This is a genomic window from Sulfuricurvum sp., assembly GCF_028681615.1.
Classification (GTDB): Bacteria; Campylobacterota; Campylobacteria; order Campylobacterales; family Sulfurimonadaceae; genus Sulfuricurvum.
Map to the genome: position 1 here is coordinate 1 of NZ_JAQUHV010000002.1, position 18054 is coordinate 18054.

The 18054-nt window shown below is 42.9% G+C and carries 20 protein-coding genes; 17 read left to right on the forward strand and 3 right to left on the reverse strand.

What is annotated here, in order from left to right; genetic code table 11:
- The 14 genes from PHE37_RS03130 to PHE37_RS03195 form a co-directional block, all read left to right on the forward strand.
- A partial coding sequence (locus PHE37_RS03130) for a cbb3-type cytochrome c oxidase subunit I (RefSeq protein WP_300008194.1) occupies nt 1-329 on the forward strand: 329 nt, incomplete at its 5' end.
- Between the two features lie 14 nt (nt 330-343).
- The gene (ccoO, locus tag PHE37_RS03135) at nt 344-1036 is read left to right on the forward strand and encodes a cytochrome-c oxidase, cbb3-type subunit II (RefSeq protein ID WP_300008196.1); all 693 of its coding nucleotides are present in this window, start codon (nt 344-346) and stop codon (nt 1034-1036) included.
- 10 nt (nt 1037-1046) lie between these two features.
- Nucleotides 1047-1250, forward strand: a complete 204-nt coding sequence (locus PHE37_RS03140; protein WP_300008198.1) for a cytochrome c oxidase, cbb3-type, CcoQ subunit — start codon at nt 1047-1049, stop codon at nt 1248-1250.
- Between the two features lie 9 nt (nt 1251-1259).
- Entirely contained in the window at nt 1260-2189 is a 930-nt protein-coding gene (locus tag PHE37_RS03145) for a c-type cytochrome (RefSeq protein WP_300008201.1), read from the forward strand.
- Nucleotides 2190-2200: 11 nt separating this feature from the next.
- Nucleotides 2201-2407 carry a DUF4006 family protein gene (locus tag PHE37_RS03150; RefSeq protein ID WP_300008203.1) on the forward strand — a complete coding sequence of 69 codons (207 nt, stop codon included), beginning with the start codon at nt 2201-2203 and terminating at the stop codon, nt 2405-2407.
- A 10-nt stretch (nt 2408-2417) separates the two neighbouring features.
- Entirely contained in the window at nt 2418-2519 is a 102-nt protein-coding gene (locus PHE37_RS03155; protein ID WP_299997600.1) for a hypothetical protein, read from the forward strand.
- A 9-nt stretch (nt 2520-2528) separates the two neighbouring features.
- Complete coding sequence (locus tag PHE37_RS03160; RefSeq protein ID WP_299997597.1) at nt 2529-3230, forward strand: 3-dehydroquinate dehydratase; 702 nt, start codon at nt 2529-2531, stop codon at nt 3228-3230.
- Nucleotides 3223-3729 carry a FixH family protein gene (locus tag PHE37_RS03165; protein ID WP_299997594.1) on the forward strand — a complete coding sequence of 169 codons (507 nt, stop codon included), beginning with the start codon at nt 3223-3225 and terminating at the stop codon, nt 3727-3729. The genes PHE37_RS03160 and PHE37_RS03165 overlap by 8 nt, the downstream gene beginning before the upstream one ends.
- A 139-nt stretch (nt 3730-3868) precedes the next feature.
- Nucleotides 3869-6211, forward strand: a complete 2343-nt coding sequence (locus PHE37_RS03170) for a PD-(D/E)XK nuclease family protein (protein WP_299997591.1) — start codon at nt 3869-3871, stop codon at nt 6209-6211.
- Nucleotides 6201-8903 carry a RecB-like helicase gene (locus tag PHE37_RS03175; protein WP_299997588.1) on the forward strand — a complete coding sequence of 901 codons (2703 nt, stop codon included), beginning with the start codon at nt 6201-6203 and terminating at the stop codon, nt 8901-8903. Before PHE37_RS03170 ends, PHE37_RS03175 begins: the two co-directional genes overlap by 11 nt.
- Nucleotides 8904-8984: 81 nt before the next feature.
- Nucleotides 8985-9407, forward strand: coding sequence for a 50S ribosomal protein L13 (rplM, locus tag PHE37_RS03180; RefSeq protein ID WP_300008205.1), 423 nt, complete (start codon nt 8985-8987; stop codon nt 9405-9407).
- Nucleotides 9408-9416: 9 nt separating this feature from the next.
- Nucleotides 9417-9806, forward strand: coding sequence for a 30S ribosomal protein S9 (rpsI, locus tag PHE37_RS03185; RefSeq protein ID WP_294893969.1), 390 nt, complete (start codon nt 9417-9419; stop codon nt 9804-9806).
- A gap of 144 nt (nt 9807-9950) precedes the next feature.
- Entirely contained in the window at nt 9951-11552 is a 1602-nt protein-coding gene (locus tag PHE37_RS03190; protein ID WP_299997217.1) for a phosphoethanolamine--lipid A transferase, read from the forward strand.
- Nucleotides 11539-12246, forward strand: coding sequence for a phosphatase PAP2 family protein (locus tag PHE37_RS03195; RefSeq protein ID WP_299997219.1), 708 nt, complete (start codon nt 11539-11541; stop codon nt 12244-12246). The genes PHE37_RS03190 and PHE37_RS03195 overlap by 14 nt, the downstream gene beginning before the upstream one ends.
- On the opposite strand, the gene PHE37_RS03200 is transcribed toward PHE37_RS03195, so the two are convergent.
- Genes PHE37_RS03200 through PHE37_RS03210 form a run of 3 tightly spaced genes read right to left on the reverse strand, consistent with a single transcriptional unit; the run spans nt 12233 to nt 15121 of the window.
- Nucleotides 12233-13738, reverse strand: coding sequence for an HD domain-containing phosphohydrolase (locus PHE37_RS03200; protein WP_299997221.1), 1506 nt, complete (start codon nt 13736-13738; stop codon nt 12233-12235). The genes PHE37_RS03195 and PHE37_RS03200 overlap by 14 nt on opposite strands.
- The gene (locus tag PHE37_RS03205; RefSeq protein WP_299997223.1) at nt 13728-14129 is read right to left on the reverse strand and encodes a hypothetical protein; all 402 of its coding nucleotides are present in this window, start codon (nt 14127-14129) and stop codon (nt 13728-13730) included. The genes PHE37_RS03200 and PHE37_RS03205 overlap by 11 nt, the downstream gene beginning before the upstream one ends.
- Nucleotides 14129-15121: a hypothetical protein gene (locus PHE37_RS03210; RefSeq protein ID WP_299997225.1), complete on the reverse strand. Its 993-nt coding sequence runs from the start codon at nt 15119-15121 to the stop codon at nt 14129-14131. The genes PHE37_RS03205 and PHE37_RS03210 overlap by 1 nt, the downstream gene beginning before the upstream one ends.
- Before the next feature lie 106 nt (nt 15122-15227).
- On the opposite strand from PHE37_RS03210, the gene PHE37_RS03215 reads away from it, so the two are divergent.
- From PHE37_RS03215 to PHE37_RS03225, 3 genes are all read left to right on the forward strand, one after another.
- Entirely contained in the window at nt 15228-16727 is a 1500-nt protein-coding gene (locus PHE37_RS03215; RefSeq protein WP_299997227.1) for a peptide-binding protein, read from the forward strand.
- A complete protein-coding gene (locus PHE37_RS03220) occupies nt 16724-17368 on the forward strand; it encodes an HAD family hydrolase (RefSeq protein WP_299997230.1) in 645 nt (214 codons plus the stop codon). Before PHE37_RS03215 ends, PHE37_RS03220 begins: the two co-directional genes overlap by 4 nt.
- A gap of 122 nt (nt 17369-17490) precedes the next feature.
- The gene (locus tag PHE37_RS03225; protein ID WP_299997233.1) at nt 17491-18048 is read left to right on the forward strand and encodes a pyruvate flavodoxin oxidoreductase subunit gamma; all 558 of its coding nucleotides are present in this window, start codon (nt 17491-17493) and stop codon (nt 18046-18048) included.
- Nucleotides 18049-18054 lie beyond the last annotated feature (6 nt).

An 18054-nucleotide genomic window follows, 5' to 3' on the forward strand; every position in this document is an offset into this window, starting at 1 on the left:
TATTCAAACGTGAGATTTATTCTAAATCATTGATGAATACTCAATTCTGGATTCAAACTCTAGGTGTTGTATTGTATTTCACTTCTATGTGGATTGCCGGTATTACACAAGGTATGATGTGGCGTGCACACGATGAGTTCGGTAACCTTGCTTACTCATTCATCGATACAGTTCAAGTATTGCACCCTTACTTCACTATCCGTGCGGTTGGTGGTACATTGTACCTTGTAGGTATGTTCTTGTTTGCATTCAATATGTACAAAACAATGACAAGCTCTCGCCGTGTTGAAGAGAGTGAACTACAAAACGCGTCGCCGATGGGCGCATAACAGAAGGGGGAAATATGTTTCACTGGTTAGAAAAACACCCGTTCTTTTTCGCGGTAGCAGTATTTGTTACCATCGCGTTCGCGGGGCTTATTGAAATTTTGCCAAACTTTGCAGAAGCGTCTCGTCCGGTTATCGGTACGAAACCTTACAGCACGTTAGAATTGGCTGGCCGTCACGTTTACATCAAAAATAGTTGTAATGCGTGTCACTCACAATTGGTTCGTCCGTTTAAATCTGAAACTGACCGTTACGGTCACTACAGCTTGAGCGGTGAATATGCGTATGACCGCCCATTCCTTTGGGGTTCAAAACGTACTGGTCCGGATTTGATGCGTGTAGGAAACTACCGTACGACAGACTGGCATGAAAACCACATGAAAGATCCTGCGGCAGTCGTTCCAGGTTCAATCATGCCGGCATACCCATGGTTGTTCAAAAATACTGCGGATATCGATACTGCATATGCAGAAATGGTAACTGTTAACAAAGTATTTAAAACGCCTTATAACGAAGAACTTCCAATGGCTGACGGTTCTAAAGCAACTGTAAAAATGGCAGCAACCTTGGATGAAGCACATACAGATGCTCTCGAAGAGGCAAAAGTGATTGCAGCAGACATGAAAGATCAAGATGTTAAAGATGCGGTAGCAGCGGGTCAAATCCCTGAAATCGTAGCGCTAATCGCGTACCTTAACAGCTTGAAATAAGGAGCAGTGCGTGGATATTAGTACCTTTCAGTCATATGCGTACTTTTTCTTTACCGCCTTTATGGTGGTAGTTCTGTATGCGTACATATATCATTTGTACAGCTCGCAGTGGAAAGGGAAGCGTGATTACGAAAAGTACGGAGATCTAGCGCTGCATGATGAGATCAACGATCATCCGATCGAAAAGATCTCAGAGAATGAAGAGAAAAAGTAGGAGGCATAAATGAATAAGACAGTACTTGCTGCTATCATAGTTGTAATTGCAATGCTTGGCTTCACTTACGTTGCTGTCGGTGGAGCCGGCGGTATGGGTGGTGAAAATGATTGGGTTAACAAACTCGCCGTTCTCGGTGCAGTTGTCCTTGTCATTGTTACAGCATTCGTAGTCACTAAATATGTTCGACAAATGCAATTTGACCGTGCAAGCGGTAAACTTGCAGATGAAAACTGGGACGGAATCGGGGAATATAAAAACGAACTTCCTTTTGGATGGGCGGTTATCTTTCTCGGTATGACCATCTGGGCGATCTGGTATTTCCTTGTAGGATATCCGGTCAATGCATATTCACAAATCGGTGAATATAATGAAGAAGTAGCGGCGCACGATGCAAAATTCGAAGCGCAATACGCAAATATGGATGATGCAACTCTTAAAGAGATGGGCGGATCAATCTTTATCGTACAATGTGCTCCATGTCACGGCCTTCAAGCTGACGGTATGGACGGCAAAGCGGCAAACTTGAACCACCGTATCGCTGAAGCGTCTATCAAACATGTTATTCAAAATGGATCAAACAACCAACTTCTCGGTATGGAAATGCCTATGCCGGATCGTAACGGTTTGATGAATGCAAATACCGGTGCTTTGATTACCGATGCTGAAATCGATTCTGTAGCTAAATATGTTGCAGGCGGAATGAAAGGCACTGCAGGTGCTGATGTATTTGCGGGCGTTTGTGCTGCATGTCACGGACCTGACGGTAAAGGTATGGATATGGTTGCTCCAAATATCGCTGAGTTCAATCCTACGCTAGTAGCGAATGTATTGAAACACGGTAAAAAAGGTGTAATCGGTCAAATGCCGGCATTTAACAACTTGACAGAAGTTCAAGTAAAAGCGCTTGGTGCCTATGTCACCGGCCTTAGTAAATAAGGAGAGTCATAATGGAAAATCGTAGTATTTTTGCATTGGACGGAATCACTGGTATGTTAATCGCGACCGTGTTGCTCCTCTCTATTCTCGCCGGTTTAACCGTGTGGGGGTTGGGTGTACAACAAGGCAGTGCGAATAACTTTTACCAACTACAAAATGAAAAAGAGATCAAAATGATTAGCACTGAAAACGCTACTCATAAGATCGATGTAAAATAAGGAGTTTAATATGGCAAGTATCATGGATAAACTCATCACCATCGCGTTGGTGATTTCTGCAGCTGTTACTTTGTGGGCAGTTGTTACACCGAATCATCTTTACATCGGGTAAGGGTAGCTTTTGTTACTCTCGCGAGGGCTGGCGGCCCTCACCTTCATCACACTGTTTTCTTTCTCACTCAATGCGGAATATTTATATAAAGACGATGTTGTCAATAATCCTAAATTTGCAGAACAAATCAATGCGATCGGTACAGAACTAAAAGCAAAAACAGGTGTTTCTCTTTATCTTGTTATGACACAAGATGTTGATGAGAATCAAAGCATCGCTGATTTTGAAAAGCAAATTGCTTCACAAGTAGCAGAACCTGCTGTGATTATGACATTTATAGAGCAGAAGCAGGAAATCGATATCTTAGCTCGTCCCGTCTCTTTATACAAACATTTTAACAAAGCTCAAATCCTTAGCCCTAACGCAACCTTTATCGGTTCTGTTGTCAGTGCAATTATGTTTGCACGCAGTTACGATGAGGCAAAGGAACTTATTGCTAATCGAGGCGGAACAATCTTGCCAATTTTAGCCGAAAAAACAAAAGGCAGTGAAACAGTCCAAAAGTATTCGGTTGCGATGTACAACGGATACAGCGATACGGCAGACCAAATTGCCGCAGCGCAGGGGGTTACGCTTAGTTCTTCTGCCGGAAACGGGAGTCAAAATTTTATTGATCTTATTCGGTTAATATTTTACGGTATCATTCTGTACGGTATCTCACGATACGTATACGGGCGCTTTTTTCGTCCAAAGAAGGATAATAATGTTTAAAAATCCAGGCACAAAATGGCCTATTATTATAGCACTGGCAATAACCGGTGTAATCGGTATGTCTGTTGCAACTGTAAAAATTGCTTCTAAATATCCGGTTGAAATGGAAAATTTTGAAATGCATAGTTATCATGATTACGATCATGGTGTCAATGATATTATTGAAGCTAAAATTGCATTTGATAAAAAGTATACTATTTCTTTTGTAACGCCTCAACTTGCAGAAAAAGGGACCGTTGTCGAGTATAAAGTAACGGATAAATCGGGCAATCCTATTAACGATGCAAAAGTGGAAGCGGTTCTTATGCGGCCCGATGTTAATAAACACGATATTAATCTTACGAATCCTGTTGTAAGCGATGGTATTTATGCTTTCGCCCCTGTAGATCTCCCGAAAGCGGGGCGTTGGGATATTACGGCAAAAGTTACTGTCGGGAACGATAAACGGTACTACAATCTCAAAGCGGATACTCGCTACCCGAACACGTTCGAATTTTAATAATCTGCATTATCCCTTCTATTACTTCTCCCCTTTAGGGGAAATTTACTACAATAGTCACTATTCTAACAAATCAACATGTATATAAGTTTCTTTATTAAAATGAGTATTTGTTTTTAGAAATGAGAGGGAGCCTGCAGTGAATAAAGAATGCATCGTTTATCCAACTGCGAGGTGTATCCGTGAAGCGGTAGCAATTTCCGATGAATGTTTTCTTTCGCACATGATGACAATGGGAGAGTTTCTCTCAAGAGCGTATGTAGCAGTCGGGAAAACAGTTCCGGATGAAGATTTACGTCTTTTAGCCATGCACGAAGCGAGCGATTTTTCAGGATTCACGGCACTGAATATTGAACGTAATTTTTTTAGTTTCATCCAAAACTCGGAATATCTGTTTCGTTTTTTTGAAGAGTTGAGTTCGGAACAGGTTTCTGTCGAAACTCTTCAGTCGGTCGATGTATACGGTGAATACGAAGAACACATTACGATACTCAGACGTCTGCGTGAGCGATACGGTGAAATCTGTACGCGAGAGGGGTGGGCTGATCGGATTTTCAATGCGGAACACACGACAATCCAACATGACTTTTTACGTAATTTTGAGACGATTACTATAGTCGTCGAGGGGTATTTAACCCGATACGAGATTGCTCTATTGCGAGAGTGTGCAAGCCATTTAGAGATCATTTTGCTTTACAACACAACGGCGTATAACCGAAAAATGACGGCACGTTTTGAAGAGATGGGATTTGAACTGAAAGAGGGGATGGAATATCGTCTATCTCTCAGCGAAATCCGGATTGTAGACGAAAATCCGCTTCGTATCAACCGCTCCGTACAATGTGAAATGTTTCATACACGATTGGCGCAAATCGGATTTATCAAAGCCTCCGTCGAAACGTTTGTTAAAGAGGGGATAAAACCGGAAAAAATAGTCGTCGTATTGCCCGATGAAGATGCGGCAGTTATGTTGAAAGAGTTTGATAGTGAGGGAAACTTCAACTTTGCGATGGGGGAGTCATTTGCCAATACGACTCTTTTTCGCCAAATGGAGAGTATCACTCTCTTTTTAGATGAAGCAAGCGTACTCAATCGCGAACGCATCCGAAGTATCAGTGTTTCTACGATTGATTGGTTCAAAACGCATTATCCGCAAAAATTTCGTTTTTCGCAGCTGGAAGAGCTGATAGGATTGTTCGATGATGCAGATCCGGAGTCGATTGAAATGATTCTTGACGAGCTGCATCGTTTTAGTCATTTGACCCATGCGTTGGAAGAGATGGATTTTAGAGCGGTATTTCGGATATTTATGAACCGGTTGCATCAACTGAGCATTGATGACGTGCGAGGCGGAAAAATCACTGTGATGGGGTTGTTGGAGACACGGGGTGTCGCGTTTGAGGGGGTAGTCATCATCGATTTTAACGAAGGATATGTCCCTCATAAAAGTGAAAAAGACCTCTTTTTAAATACGAAGACCCGTGAATATGCAGGACTGCCGAGCGCGCACGACCGTGAGTCGCTCCAAAAACACTATTATACGATTCTTTGCAACCGAGCTAAAAAAGTGGTTATCGGATGTGTACAAAATGCCGAATCGGTGCCGTCTCGATTCTTGCTTCAACTGGGGATTAAACACTCTCCGACTGCGTATCGATACGAAGAGGTACTGTTTCCAAAGGCACAGTATAAAGAACGGAATATCGGACACTATGAGTGTGAATACGATTTTACGCTTCATCCGTTGTCGGCAAGCGGGCTTAAAAGCTTTTTAACGTGCAAAAGACAGTTTTACTATCGCTATATTGCCCATCTGCGCGATCATGAGTTGCCGCGTGACCTTTCAGAGGAACGTGATATCGGGAATGCATTGCACAGTGCCTTGGAGAGACTTTTTAGCGAGAATACTCATTTTAACTCGATGAAGCAGATCAAAGAGAACTTTGACGCACTGTGGGAAGAACGAAAAACAGATGATCCGTTGGAGCGTCACATGAGACGGTTGTGGTTGGATAAACTGGACCCTTTTTATGCGAACGAAGCATTGCGTTTTGCATCCGGGGTACAGGTTCTGTATACGGAGAAAGAATCAACCGTTTCGGTCGAGGGGATAACATTGACGGGACGGATCGACCGGATCGATGAGTATGCGGGCACTCTTGAAGTGATCGATTATAAAAGCGGAAAATATCCGGATACGGACAAAGCGCCTAAAGAGAGCGATGTCGATTATCAGCTCAGCGTGTATGCTCTTTTAGCCGGAGCGTTAGGGCAAGTGGGAAAAGTAGGATATTACGATTTAGGCAAAGGGGAGTTGAAAATCGAGCAGTTTTTAGAAGAAAAAACGGCCAAACTGCGAGAAATATTGGCGTTTATGGCATCTCAAAAAAAATGGGAATGGGAGATGAGCGAGGACTTGAGCCGATGCCGTCACTGTCCCTATGTTTACCTTTGTCATAGAGAGGTGATGCGTGGAATTTGAACCGTTTTTAGCGTATGAAGCGAGTGCGGGGAGCGGTAAAACATTTAATCTTGTCGTCCGCTATCTGAGCCTCTTGTTTATGGGGGAAAATCCATCTTCCATCGTTGCTTTGACTTTTACGAATAAAGCGGCCAACGAAATGCTGGAGAGGATTATCCTTACCCTCGAAGAGCTGCCGACACGAGGTGAACTTCCTCATATCGCTCGTCTTAGCGGGCTGGATGAAGCTACTATTTTAGTGGAGAGACCTAGGGTATTGTCGCGATTTTTGCGTTCCGATATCCAAATTTCCACCATTGACAAATTCTTCGGACGGATTTTACGAAAGTTTGCTCTCAATGCCGGGCTGATGCCCACATTTAAAACGATTCAAAACCATCATGAGACGAAACTTTTAGAACGGTTTTTAAATGAAGTGGAAGTATCGCACTCAGAGGGTGCATTGGTGCATCTCTCGCTGTTAAGCGATAAACGCCTTAGCGATTTGTTCGGACTTTTGTCTGCCTTGTACTCCAAATACAAAGAGATGAATCTTGATGCCTATAACACGGCTATCGTGCCTGATGACACCACAGTACAGGCCATGGGCATTGCCCAAGAGCTTTCCGTACTGGTTCAAAGTAAAGGTTTAAGCCCAACAGCCAATAAAGCTGTCGAAATAGAGAGCTTTGAAGAACTTTTAAAAAAAACATGGCTTATACAACCAAGTATGAACTACTGGGTTTTTAAAAAAGGGTACGAACCCCGTATGGATGAGCTGCTTCGGGGCATACAGGATGCGGTTGCTTTGCAAATGCGCCGTCGGGAGATTTTGTATTTCAGAGAACTGTTTTCGATTCTAAAACTCTACATCAAAAGCCGTCAGGCTATGGCGGTCCAGAGCAATGAACTGAGTTTTGATGATATTACGTTGAATGTTCATACTCTGCTACGGGAGAAATTGGAGAGTGAGTTCCTCTATTTTCGGCTTGATTCCCGTCTTAAACATCTTCTCCTTGATGAGTTTCAAGATACCAGCGTTATCCAGTTTGATATTCTCCGTCCGTTGATCGAAGAGATCCGTTCCGGTATCGGAGTCAACGAGGGGGGGAGCTTCTTTTTTGTCGGGGATGTAAAACAGTCCATTTACCGTTTCCGCGGCGGAGTAAGCGCACTGTTTCATCAGGTCGCCGAGTTGTTTGATGTTCAGGTGGAACCGCTGCGGGTTAACTACCGTTCCCTCTCCCAGATCGTCGATTTTGTCAACCGTTCGTTTGAAGGAAAAATCAAAGGATACATTCCTCAGCAAAGCCCGCAAAGTTTTGCGGGAGGATATGTCGAAGTGGTGAGTACGGATGAACTTCTGGAAACACTGAGTGAACGTATAGGATTCTTAATTGACAAAGGGGCAGCGCCTGAAGAGATCGCTATCCTCACCGCCACGAACAAAGACGGCAGTGCCGTGGAAGAGGTTTTGAGTGCGAGAGGATACGATGTCGTAACGGAAACGACTGCCCGGTTGATTGCACAGCGGAGCGTCCGTTCCATCATCGAGTATTTGCGCTATTGTTATTTCGGTGAGCCGATCTACCGTTCCAACTGCGCGGCCTTGCTTGGAACCCAAAGTGAAGAGATAGAACGTTCCGGTATTGAAGATGTGATTACGACCGTTATCGCGTTTGTACGACAATTCAAGATTGCGGACAAAAGTGCTTTGATGTTTATCGAAACATTGCGGGGATACCGTGATATCGAAGAGATTGTTTTTGAGATTGATCGGCTGGAGACCTCTTCACCGCAAAGCGACCTTAAAGGGATTCGTATCATGACCGTGCACAAATCCAAAGGGTTGGAGTTTGAACACGTTATCGTCCTCGACCGGTTGGGAATGGCACGTTCCCGTAACGATGCGATCGTTTATGAGTATGACGGGGCTCAGCTTCTGGGGATGCATTATCGGATAAAAAATCGTGAGTCATTTGATCCCTCCTATGCACGTGCTCTCGAAGCAGAAAAGCGTTTGGAAGATGAAGATCAGCTTAATGCCCTCTATGTGGCACTGACCCGTGCGGTTGAATCGTTGGTGGTGATTATGAAAAGCAAAAACTCCTGGTTTGATCCATTAGAATTGGCCCCATCCGAATGGGGAGTGTTAGAGCTTAAAACGAAACATGTGCAGCCGCCTGAGCCTGAAAAAAGAGTTGATTTCAAAGCGCTCTCGTTTGGCAGACAGGAGGAGACACTTCGACCTGTAAAGGAAGCCACACATGATTACGGTGCGGTGCAGTTTGGATTGGCATTGCACTACACACTGGAGATGATGGGAGACTTTAGTGACACATCACTGGCAATTGCTCTTGAATCAACCCGTAACCGCTACGGTGCAGTCTTATATAAGGGTGCGATAGAGGAGATTGAGTCAAGAATAGGACGATTGATCGAAGATGAAACATTCCGAAGACTAATCCGCGGAAGTTGGCGTAAAGAGCAAATGATACGCCATAAGGGAAATTTGGGCGTCATCGATTTATTGGTAGAACACGATACAGGGTGGAGGATTATCGACTACAAAAGCGGTAGAGAAGAGGAAGAAAAGCACCGTGATCAAATACGGCGCTATAAAGAGGCGATTCGTTCCCTTACCGGAGAAGAAGTTCAGGGATATTTGTGTTATTTGGTAGAGGGCGGTATTGAGTGGATGGAGTGCTTATAAAAAACTTAATTTAAGTAGATTATAAGTTTATGCTGGTACAATTGCGCCACTATTTATAGAGACTTTAAAAGGAGACTCAAGATGAAATTTACTAAAATTGCTTCACCTGAGCAAATCGACCGTAAATGGGTTTTGATCGATGCAGAAGGGAAAACATTCGGTCGTTTGATGACAGATGTTGCTACTCGTCTTCGTGGAAAAGATAAACCGTATTTTACCCCAAATGTTGACTGTGGTGACTTTGTTGTAATCGTTAACGCGTCTAAAATCGTTATCAACGGTAACGGCAAATTGGCAACTAAAGCATATCACACACACAGCGGTTACTTCGGTAGCGTTAAAAGTGAAAAATTGACAGAGCTTTTGGCTACTAACCCAGAAAAACTCTTTAAACTAGCAGCTCGCGGTATGCTTCCTAAAACAAAATTGGGTCGTGCGATGTTGAAAAAACTAAAAGTCTATGCAGGTGCTGAACACCCTCACTCTGCACAGATCGCTAAGTAAGGATAAACGATGGCAAAAACGTATGCAACCGGAAGAAGAAAATCTTCAATCGCTAAAGTATGGCTTGCTCCGGGTACAGGTAAAATCACTGTAAACGGTCTTTCACTCGATGCATGGCTCGGTGGTCTTGAAGCAAAAAAATTGCGTGTTACTCAACCGCTTTCTTTGACTAAACAAGATACATCGGTTGATATCACTGCTTCTACTATGGGTGGTGGTTTCTCAGGACAATCCGATGCACTTCGTCACGGTATCTCTCGTGCACTTTGCACATTTGATCCGTCATTCCGTGCTATCTTGAAACCGTTCGGTATGCTTACTCGCGATTCACGTATCGTTGAACGTAAGAAACCGGGTAAACGCAAAGCGCGCCGTTCTCCTCAATTCTCAAAACGTTAATCGTTTTTTCTCCTCTATGGGGGAGAATTTCCTCCTTTCTTTTTTTCTAAAAAATCCTCATTTTATCTTTACTGAAACCAATCAACAGCAATCCTGTTAGTATTTACTGACTATAATACCGTAATTTATTTCAGCGGAGTCGCAGTGTTATTTTCTTTTTCCAAGCCCCTCAGAGCACGAACAGTTATCATTTCCGTTGCATTAATGCTGGTCGTTTTTGCGAACGGAGTCTTTTTTAAGCACGTATCTGAAGTCTATCCTCTTGCAGGCGGGAACATTCTATTCGTTCTCTCATTGGCGATTGTGTTGTTGTGTGTAACCGTAATCGTTTTAACCTTATTGAGTTGGCGCTACACCCTCAAACCAGTCTTAATCACTATTTTGCTCGTCTCATCTTTAGTCGCCTATTTTATGGATGCCTATGATGTCGTTATTGACAACCATATGATCCAAAACCTCTTAGAGACGAATATTAAAGAATCGGTTGATTTGCTGAGCTTCAAACAGGTGCTCTATTTTGTCCTTTTAGGGGTTATCCCCTCAGTGATTGTCTATCGCCTAAAAATTGTACCTACATCGTTTAAAGAGACTCTTGTTGACAAGGCAAAAGTGATAGGGATCGCACTTGTTTTTGCTATTGTGGTGATTTTTTCGTTCAGTAAATATTACACCTCTTTTTTCCGGGAACATAAACCGTTGCGCTATTACGCCAATCCGGCCTACTATCTCTATTCGATCGGCCATTATGCGGCTGAAACGTTTTCTCACCCGTATTCCGGAATTGCGCCGATCGGTCAGGATGCAGTGATTTCTCCCGCCAACGAGCCGCGCAAACTGATGATACTTGTAGTCGGTGAAGCGGTGCGATGGGATCATTTCGGCCTAAACGGGTATGCACGCGATACGACGCCGCAGCTTCGAAAAGAAGATATTATCAATTTTACCCAGTTTACCTCATGCGGAACCGAAACGGCCGTTTCGGTTCCATGTATGTTCTCTCCGTTTGGACGTGAGCATTATGAAAAAGAGCAGGCGTTGCATACGGAAAATGTTTTGGATGTACTCAAACGTGCCGGTGTGAATATCTTATGGCGCGAAAACAATTCCGATTCAAAAGGGGTTGCAAAGCGGGTTCAGTTTGAAGATTATCAAACGTCAGAAAAAAATACGATGTGCGATGACGGAGAGTGTCGTGATGAGGGGATGTTAGTCGGATTGCAAGAGTATATCGACACCCATCCGAAAGGGGACATTGTAATTGTCCTACATCAGATGGGCAATCACGGTCCTGCGTATTACAAACGGTACCCGAAAGAATTTGAGAAATATACTCCGGTGTGCAAGACCAATCAGCTCGAGCAATGTACAAAAGATGAAATTACCAATGCGTATGATAATACCATCCTTTATACGGATACCTTTTTGTCAAAAGTAATCGGATTGCTTAAAACGAATGATGAGCATTTTGCAACAGGGATGTTCTATCTCAGCGATCATGGTGAATCGTTAGGGGAAAACGGTTTGTATCTGCACGGATTCCCTTATAGCATTGCCCCGGAAGCGCAAAAACATGTTCCGGCCGTAATGTGGTTTGGAAAACACTCCAACATCAACAAAGCACAAATGACGGCTTCTGCCAAAGAACCTCATAGTCAAGATTCACTCTTCCATACCCTCTTGGGCTTTATGGATGTGAATACCACCATATATCAGCCTGAACTCGATTTATTGCATGTCCGCCGTTAAAAATATTTGGGTTAGTGCCCTGATATTGCTTCTTTCGATCCTCTTTTTCGGATTGAGCGGAACCGATATCTGGGTGCAAAAACATTTTTATAATCCTAGTACCCATCAATGGATCGTGGATACCAACAATCCCGTTCTCAAATTTATTTTTTATGACGGGATCAAGCGTTTATTGATTATTCTCAATGTGTTGGTACTCATCGGATTGATTGCGTGGTGGAAAAAACCGTTTCTGCTCCCCTATAAAAGAGGATTGGTAATCGTTGTCTTATCGTCTATTTTTGTCCCTTTGCTTGTCAGCAGTTTGAAAGCGGTGACGAATATTCCATGCCCTAAAAGTTTGGAAATTTTTGACGGAACCTATCCGCACACGTGTGTTTGGGAAAAATATCCGAGTGATTTTTGCCAAAAACAGAAACAAAAATGCTGGCCGGCAGGACATGCCAGCGGTGGATTCGCTCTATTATCGCTTATTTTTTTGTTCCGGACCCGCAAAGCGAAAATCGCCTCTGTCGCTTTGGCTATGGTGATCGGGTGGAGCATGGGAAGCTATAAGATGTTGATCGGAGATCATTTTCTGAGCCACACGTTTATAACGATGATAATGGCGTGGCTGATTATTTCAATTATTGTTGCAATTCTAAATCGTATGGAACAAAAAGGTGTGATAGCTCTGCATACTAGAGGTCTTTAAATTGTTCACGTATAGTGAGGAATTCCTCTAAATGGGCAAAAAAGATATCAATAAGCTGCGGATCGAAATGCCGTGCACGCTCTTCCCTGAATAGAGAAAAAATCCGTTCATCATCCCATGCTTTTTTGTAAACACGATCGCTTCCCAGTGCGTCAAATACATCTGCCAATGCAGTAATACGGCCATAAATATGTATCTCTTCTTCTTTTAGTCCTCTTGGGTATCCGGTCCCATCCCACTTTTCGTGATGTTCGTATGCTACTGTCGCGGCCATAAGAAGCAGTGGGCGATTCGAGTGTTTGAGCATTTCATAGCCCAATGCAGCGTGTGTATCCATGATACGGCGCTCTTCGTCATCAAATCTTCCCGGTTTGTTGAGGACTGCATCGGGAATAGCAACTTTGCCGATGTCATGCATCGGAGAAGCCTGTCTGAGCATTTCTGCCTCTTCTTCACTGAGTCCATAGTATCGTGCAAGAAGTTTTGAATATTCTGCGACCCTTTTTACATGGTTTCCCGTTTCTTTGGAACGGCTCTCACCGATTGAACCCATCGTGAAAACGACTTCGCGCTGAGTTTCTTCAATCTCTTTGTTTAGCGTGGTAATTTCATGTAGCGCTTTATCCATACCGCCGGTCATGGTATTAAATGCATCAGAAAGCTGGCCGATTTCATCGTCCCTGTCAACGGATACCTGTTGTGAATAGTCTTGGGTTCGAGTAATTTTTTTCGCAGTATTGGATAGGGCAATGATAGGACGAATAAGACCGGTCGCAACATAATAGGCGGCAGTGGCAATAAAAAGAGCCCCCATGATAAGAAGCAAAATAAACCACTGTTCGTATTTATACAACAATCTATAAGCATACCCTTTTTCCTCTTCTAAAACGATTGTTAAATCGGGTTTGTTTTGAAGGGGAAGGGAAACTTTGAGGGACTCTTCAAATATATTCGGCTGAAGTGCGATAGTTCCGTCACGGTGGCGGATGTAATAATGACGTTCAGGCGAATTGGAAAAATAGGGACGAAAATTTTCAAGTGGATACGTAACGACGAGCATACCGATCTGTGTTTTAGTAAAACTCGAATAGATGGGAATTGAAAAAAATGGATCCAATTTTTTGATTTGAGATATGGAGCTAAAGTCACTGGATGCAATAACTTTGTTATTGGAATCCAGCACAAAAAAATTGCCTTTCATCTTCATATCATTTTTTTTGGAGAGCAATGCGGTGCTGATTCGATGGTCCAAATCCTGAGTATAAAGGTCATTCATGACGTCTGATTTGGCAATGTATGCCATATCGTTTTGAAGCGTTCGTAAGGATTGATCGATACGCTCGACCGTTAGACGCAACTGGGTATTCATCTCCCGTGTTACGGCGTTATACTGTTCCTGACGAAATGAATTCCCGAGCAAAACCATTGTTACGGCATACGGAATAATGCTGATACCTAAAAAAAGGAGAATGGTTTTGAGTTTAAAACTCATAAATGGCCTTTACACTGTTATCAACCATTGAGGATGGAACATATCCGATGGCACCTTCGACATTTTGGACAAACGCTTTGATCGATTCAAAGGACGGCTGCGTTATCGGCGGGCTGTTTCCTTGGAAATGCTGCTTTACCCAATACGCGTTTAATCTATCTCTATCCATGCCTAAAACCGTATTTTCAAAAGCGATGCGGGAGGGTTCCTGTCCGACTAAATTGAGAGGAATGATTTTCTGATCTCCCAACGAGTGACGTTTCTGTAAAAAAATATCCCGCACCTGTCCCGTAGTTAATGATGTTATAGGAACTTTTTTAGAGATAATAATACTGTATTGAGCCCCGAAAAGTATTGATCCGAGAGCCAAAAAGAAAACTACCTGTTTCATCAGAACAACACCGAAAGTGAAAATAATGCACGGTTTTCGTCATTTTGGGAGTGCCATTGGTATTCTCCTTTTAAAGAGACGGGATACCAGGGGCGATAGCTGTATCCGAGGATAAATATATTATCTTTATAATCGGTATGATGATCGTTGAAATATTCATATCGGCTTATAACAGCGTGTTCAGGTGTATATCGATACATGGCTTGAGCATAGCCTGAGAGAGCAGAGCTTTCTGTTTGATCCGGGTATGCACTTTTTGCGATCAGCCCTTCTGCCAATATCTGCCATCGTGCATCATCGTATTTAGTGCCTGCTTGAATAAAACGGGTGCGTTGATTGGTATTTGTAATGTATTCGCCGATACTTCCGTCGTTGCTCCAATCCATGGAAATTTCGTTTTCAAGTGCTAAACCGAAAAAATGCGTATTGGGGATATTGATGTATTCTTCATCTAAATCTCGGTTGTTTTGTCCAAAGAGATGATAACGTACTCCCTGTGTTTGTGGAACATACCCGTTAAAATCAACTCCGGTGAGGAATTTTGGAAAAAGTAACATACTGTAGAGCGGGTTGGATGTAGTATCGCGTAAAACATTTATCGGTTCTAGATTCCAATACCCGATAGGGGTAATTTGCTTTCCGAATCGGAGATTAACCGTGTCAGACATCCATAAATCGCCATATACACGTTCAGCATGAAACTTTTTGTGACTCTCTTCTGATCCGTCGTTGAAATTTTTGTGGTAAAAACCAACTGCTTCAAACTCTGCCAAATACGAAAACATTGGATTAATATCACCGTATGCCATCACGGCCACGTCATCGAGTGTAAAGCTGTCATTTTGATGATTCGAGTCTAATTCGGATGAAAAATAGCCTCCTATATTCATAGCATCATTGACTGAAACACCGTGGCCCAATTGATATGGTTCAGCATGAAGAGTGAAGATCAACCCTAGGAGGCTTATGAGACTGACCTTCATGTACTGCATTCGACGTTCCCTTTTGAGATTTTAAATTAATAGAATTATCTATAATAATACCGTATTTTGGATGAGTTTATAAAATGCTATAATCTCATCAAAAAGCAGGCATTGATTGAAATTTGTACTACTTCTTTTACAAAGTGTTTGGCTGATAGCATCGACACTTCATCTCAGTGCCTCCACGAATCCGGCACGCCTTAATCCCCTTATCGCAACCGATTCGGCGAGTGCTTCTATCTCCGGATTTATCTTTAATGCACTGGTCAAATACGATGAAAGCGGTCAAAAAATTATCGGCGATTTGGCCGAATCGTATCGCTTCGTCACCCCTACGATTATTGAGTTTAAGCTTCGACACGGGGTCAAATGGCAGGATGGAGAACCTTTCACCGCCGCAGATGTACTTTTTACGTATGATCTGATTAAATCCCCTAAAACGATTACCCCTTATGCCTCCGACTTTCGGGTCATAAAAAACGTCAGAATCGTAGATGATTATACGGTGCGTGTAACGTATGAAAAACCGTATTTCAAAGCATTGGAAGTGTGGATGATGGGGATTGTACCGCGCCATATTCTGATTCATGATACCGATATAATGAGTTCAACGTTTAATACTCATCCCATAGGGACGGGTCCCTATATTTTGAAACAGCTGGAGTTTTCAAAACAGATTGTTTTAGAAGCAAATCCGGAATATTTTGAACACAGACCGAAGATTGATAAAATCGTTTTTCATGTCATCAGTGATCCGATGACACGGTTTTTGATGCTGAAATCGGGTCAAATCGATGTGGATTCGCTCGAGCCGATGCAGTATGAACGGCAGCTGGATAAAAGCTTCAAAAAGAATTTTGCAACGCTGGAACTCCCTTCGCACAGCTATACCTATTTGGGATTCAACCTCCGGCTTAAAAAATTTCAAGATCCCCGTGTCCGTCAAGCCTTATCTTTGGCCATTGACCGACAGAAATTGATCGATATTTTGTTTTTAAAACACGGACGTGTATGTACGGGTCCTTTTTTACCCGGAAGCAAAGGATTTAATGATTCTATACAAGCGCCGAAACAAAATCTGAGTCAGGCAAAAGCACTGCTCAAAGAAGCAGGGTATGATTCGGTGCATCCGTTTGAGTTTGAGATAGCAACCTCCAATTCAAATGCTATCCGTCCGTATGCCGCAGAGATCATACAACGGCAATTGCTCGAAATCGGAGTTAAAGTGACGTTGCGGGTCATGGAATGGCAGGCATTTTTAAACACGGTTGTCGCTCCGCGTAAATTTGATACCGTGTTGCTCGGATGGTCGCTCTCCCTAACCCCTGATCCGTATGCGTTGTGGCATTCCGAGAGTGATGTACAGGGAGGGTTCAATTTGGTCGGGTATCATTCTGCCTCCACGGACAGATTGATTGAGCGGATGGAGAGTTCAACCGACCCTGAGACGATTGCCGCATTACAGCGTCAGATTTTTGCCTCTATCGTCGGGGATAATCCTTATTTGTTTTTGGTCATCCCGAATGAGATTAATGTGTACAGCCGTCGTCTTTCAGGAATCAAACCGACGATTAACGGAATTTGGGAAGATTATATTGATTGGGAGAAGAAATGAAAAAAATTATTTTGTTTGATTTAGACGGAACTTTGATCGATTCGACCGAAGCGATTTTAGAGAGTTTCCATCATACGCTTAAAGCTCATGGTATGGCAAAAACAGTAAGTGACGAGATGATCACATCACAGATCGGACATACGTTAGAAACAATGTTCGCAGCTGTAGGAATAGATGCCGAACGTATCGAAATGCATGTGACGACCTATAAATTGTATTACCGTAAGATATCGCGTCAAAAGACGGTGTTGCTACCCGGTGCTGCAGAAGCGATTCGTGAAGCATCATCCTTTGCACGATTAGGAATTGTTACGACGAAGACAGGGCTGTATTCACGAGAACTGATGGAACATTTTGAGTTGATGCACTATTTTGAGACATTGGTAGGGCGGGAACATGTCGAATATGCAAAGCCCCATCCTGAGCCGATTTTTAAAGCTTTGGAGCAGATGGGAAATCCGTCTTCTCATGTGTGGATGATCGGAGATACGCTTTTGGATATCGAAGCATCCAACCGTGCAGGGATCAACTGCGTTGCGGTTACAAGCGGTTATGATAATGCAGAACAATTACTCACATTAACAGATATTATAAAATCTGATGCTCTCGAAGCGGTTAGATACATTGCCCAGAGGGGCTGAAAGTAACACTTCATCTTTGGTTTTAAAGCTCGTAGCGGGCGAAAAGCTACATTTAAGAGCAACTTTCATAGAATACACGTATTGATAAAATTCAACTTAAACTTAAGTCAGAGGGAGAATTCATGCTAGAAATTCGATGGCATAGTCGAGCCGGACAAGGTGCCGTAACAGGTGCAAAAGGTCTTGCTGACGTTGTATCTACCACCGGTAAGCATGTTCAGGCATTTGCGTTTTACGGTTCAGCGAAACGTGGAGCAGCTATGACAGCGTATAACCGTGTCGACGATAAAGTGGTTATGAACCACGAAAAATTTATGAGACCTGACTATGTTTTGGTTATTGACCCTGCGTTAGTATACGTAGCAGACATTACGGCAAACGAAAAAGATAATACTATTTATATCGTTACGACCCACATGAGTACGGATGAGCTGATTGCGTCTCAACCAAAATTGGAAGGTAGAAAAGTTTATACGGTCGACTGTATTAAAATTGCTCAAGAAACAATCGGTAAAGCGATCCCTAATACACCTATGTTGGGTGCATTGATGAAAGTATCCGGTATGTATGATATTGAGTTTTTCAAAGAGAGTATGATTAAAGTACTTAAAAAATTGCCTCAAAAAATTATCGATGCTAATATGATCGCGATTCAACGCGCGTATGATGAAGTGAAATAAGGAGCA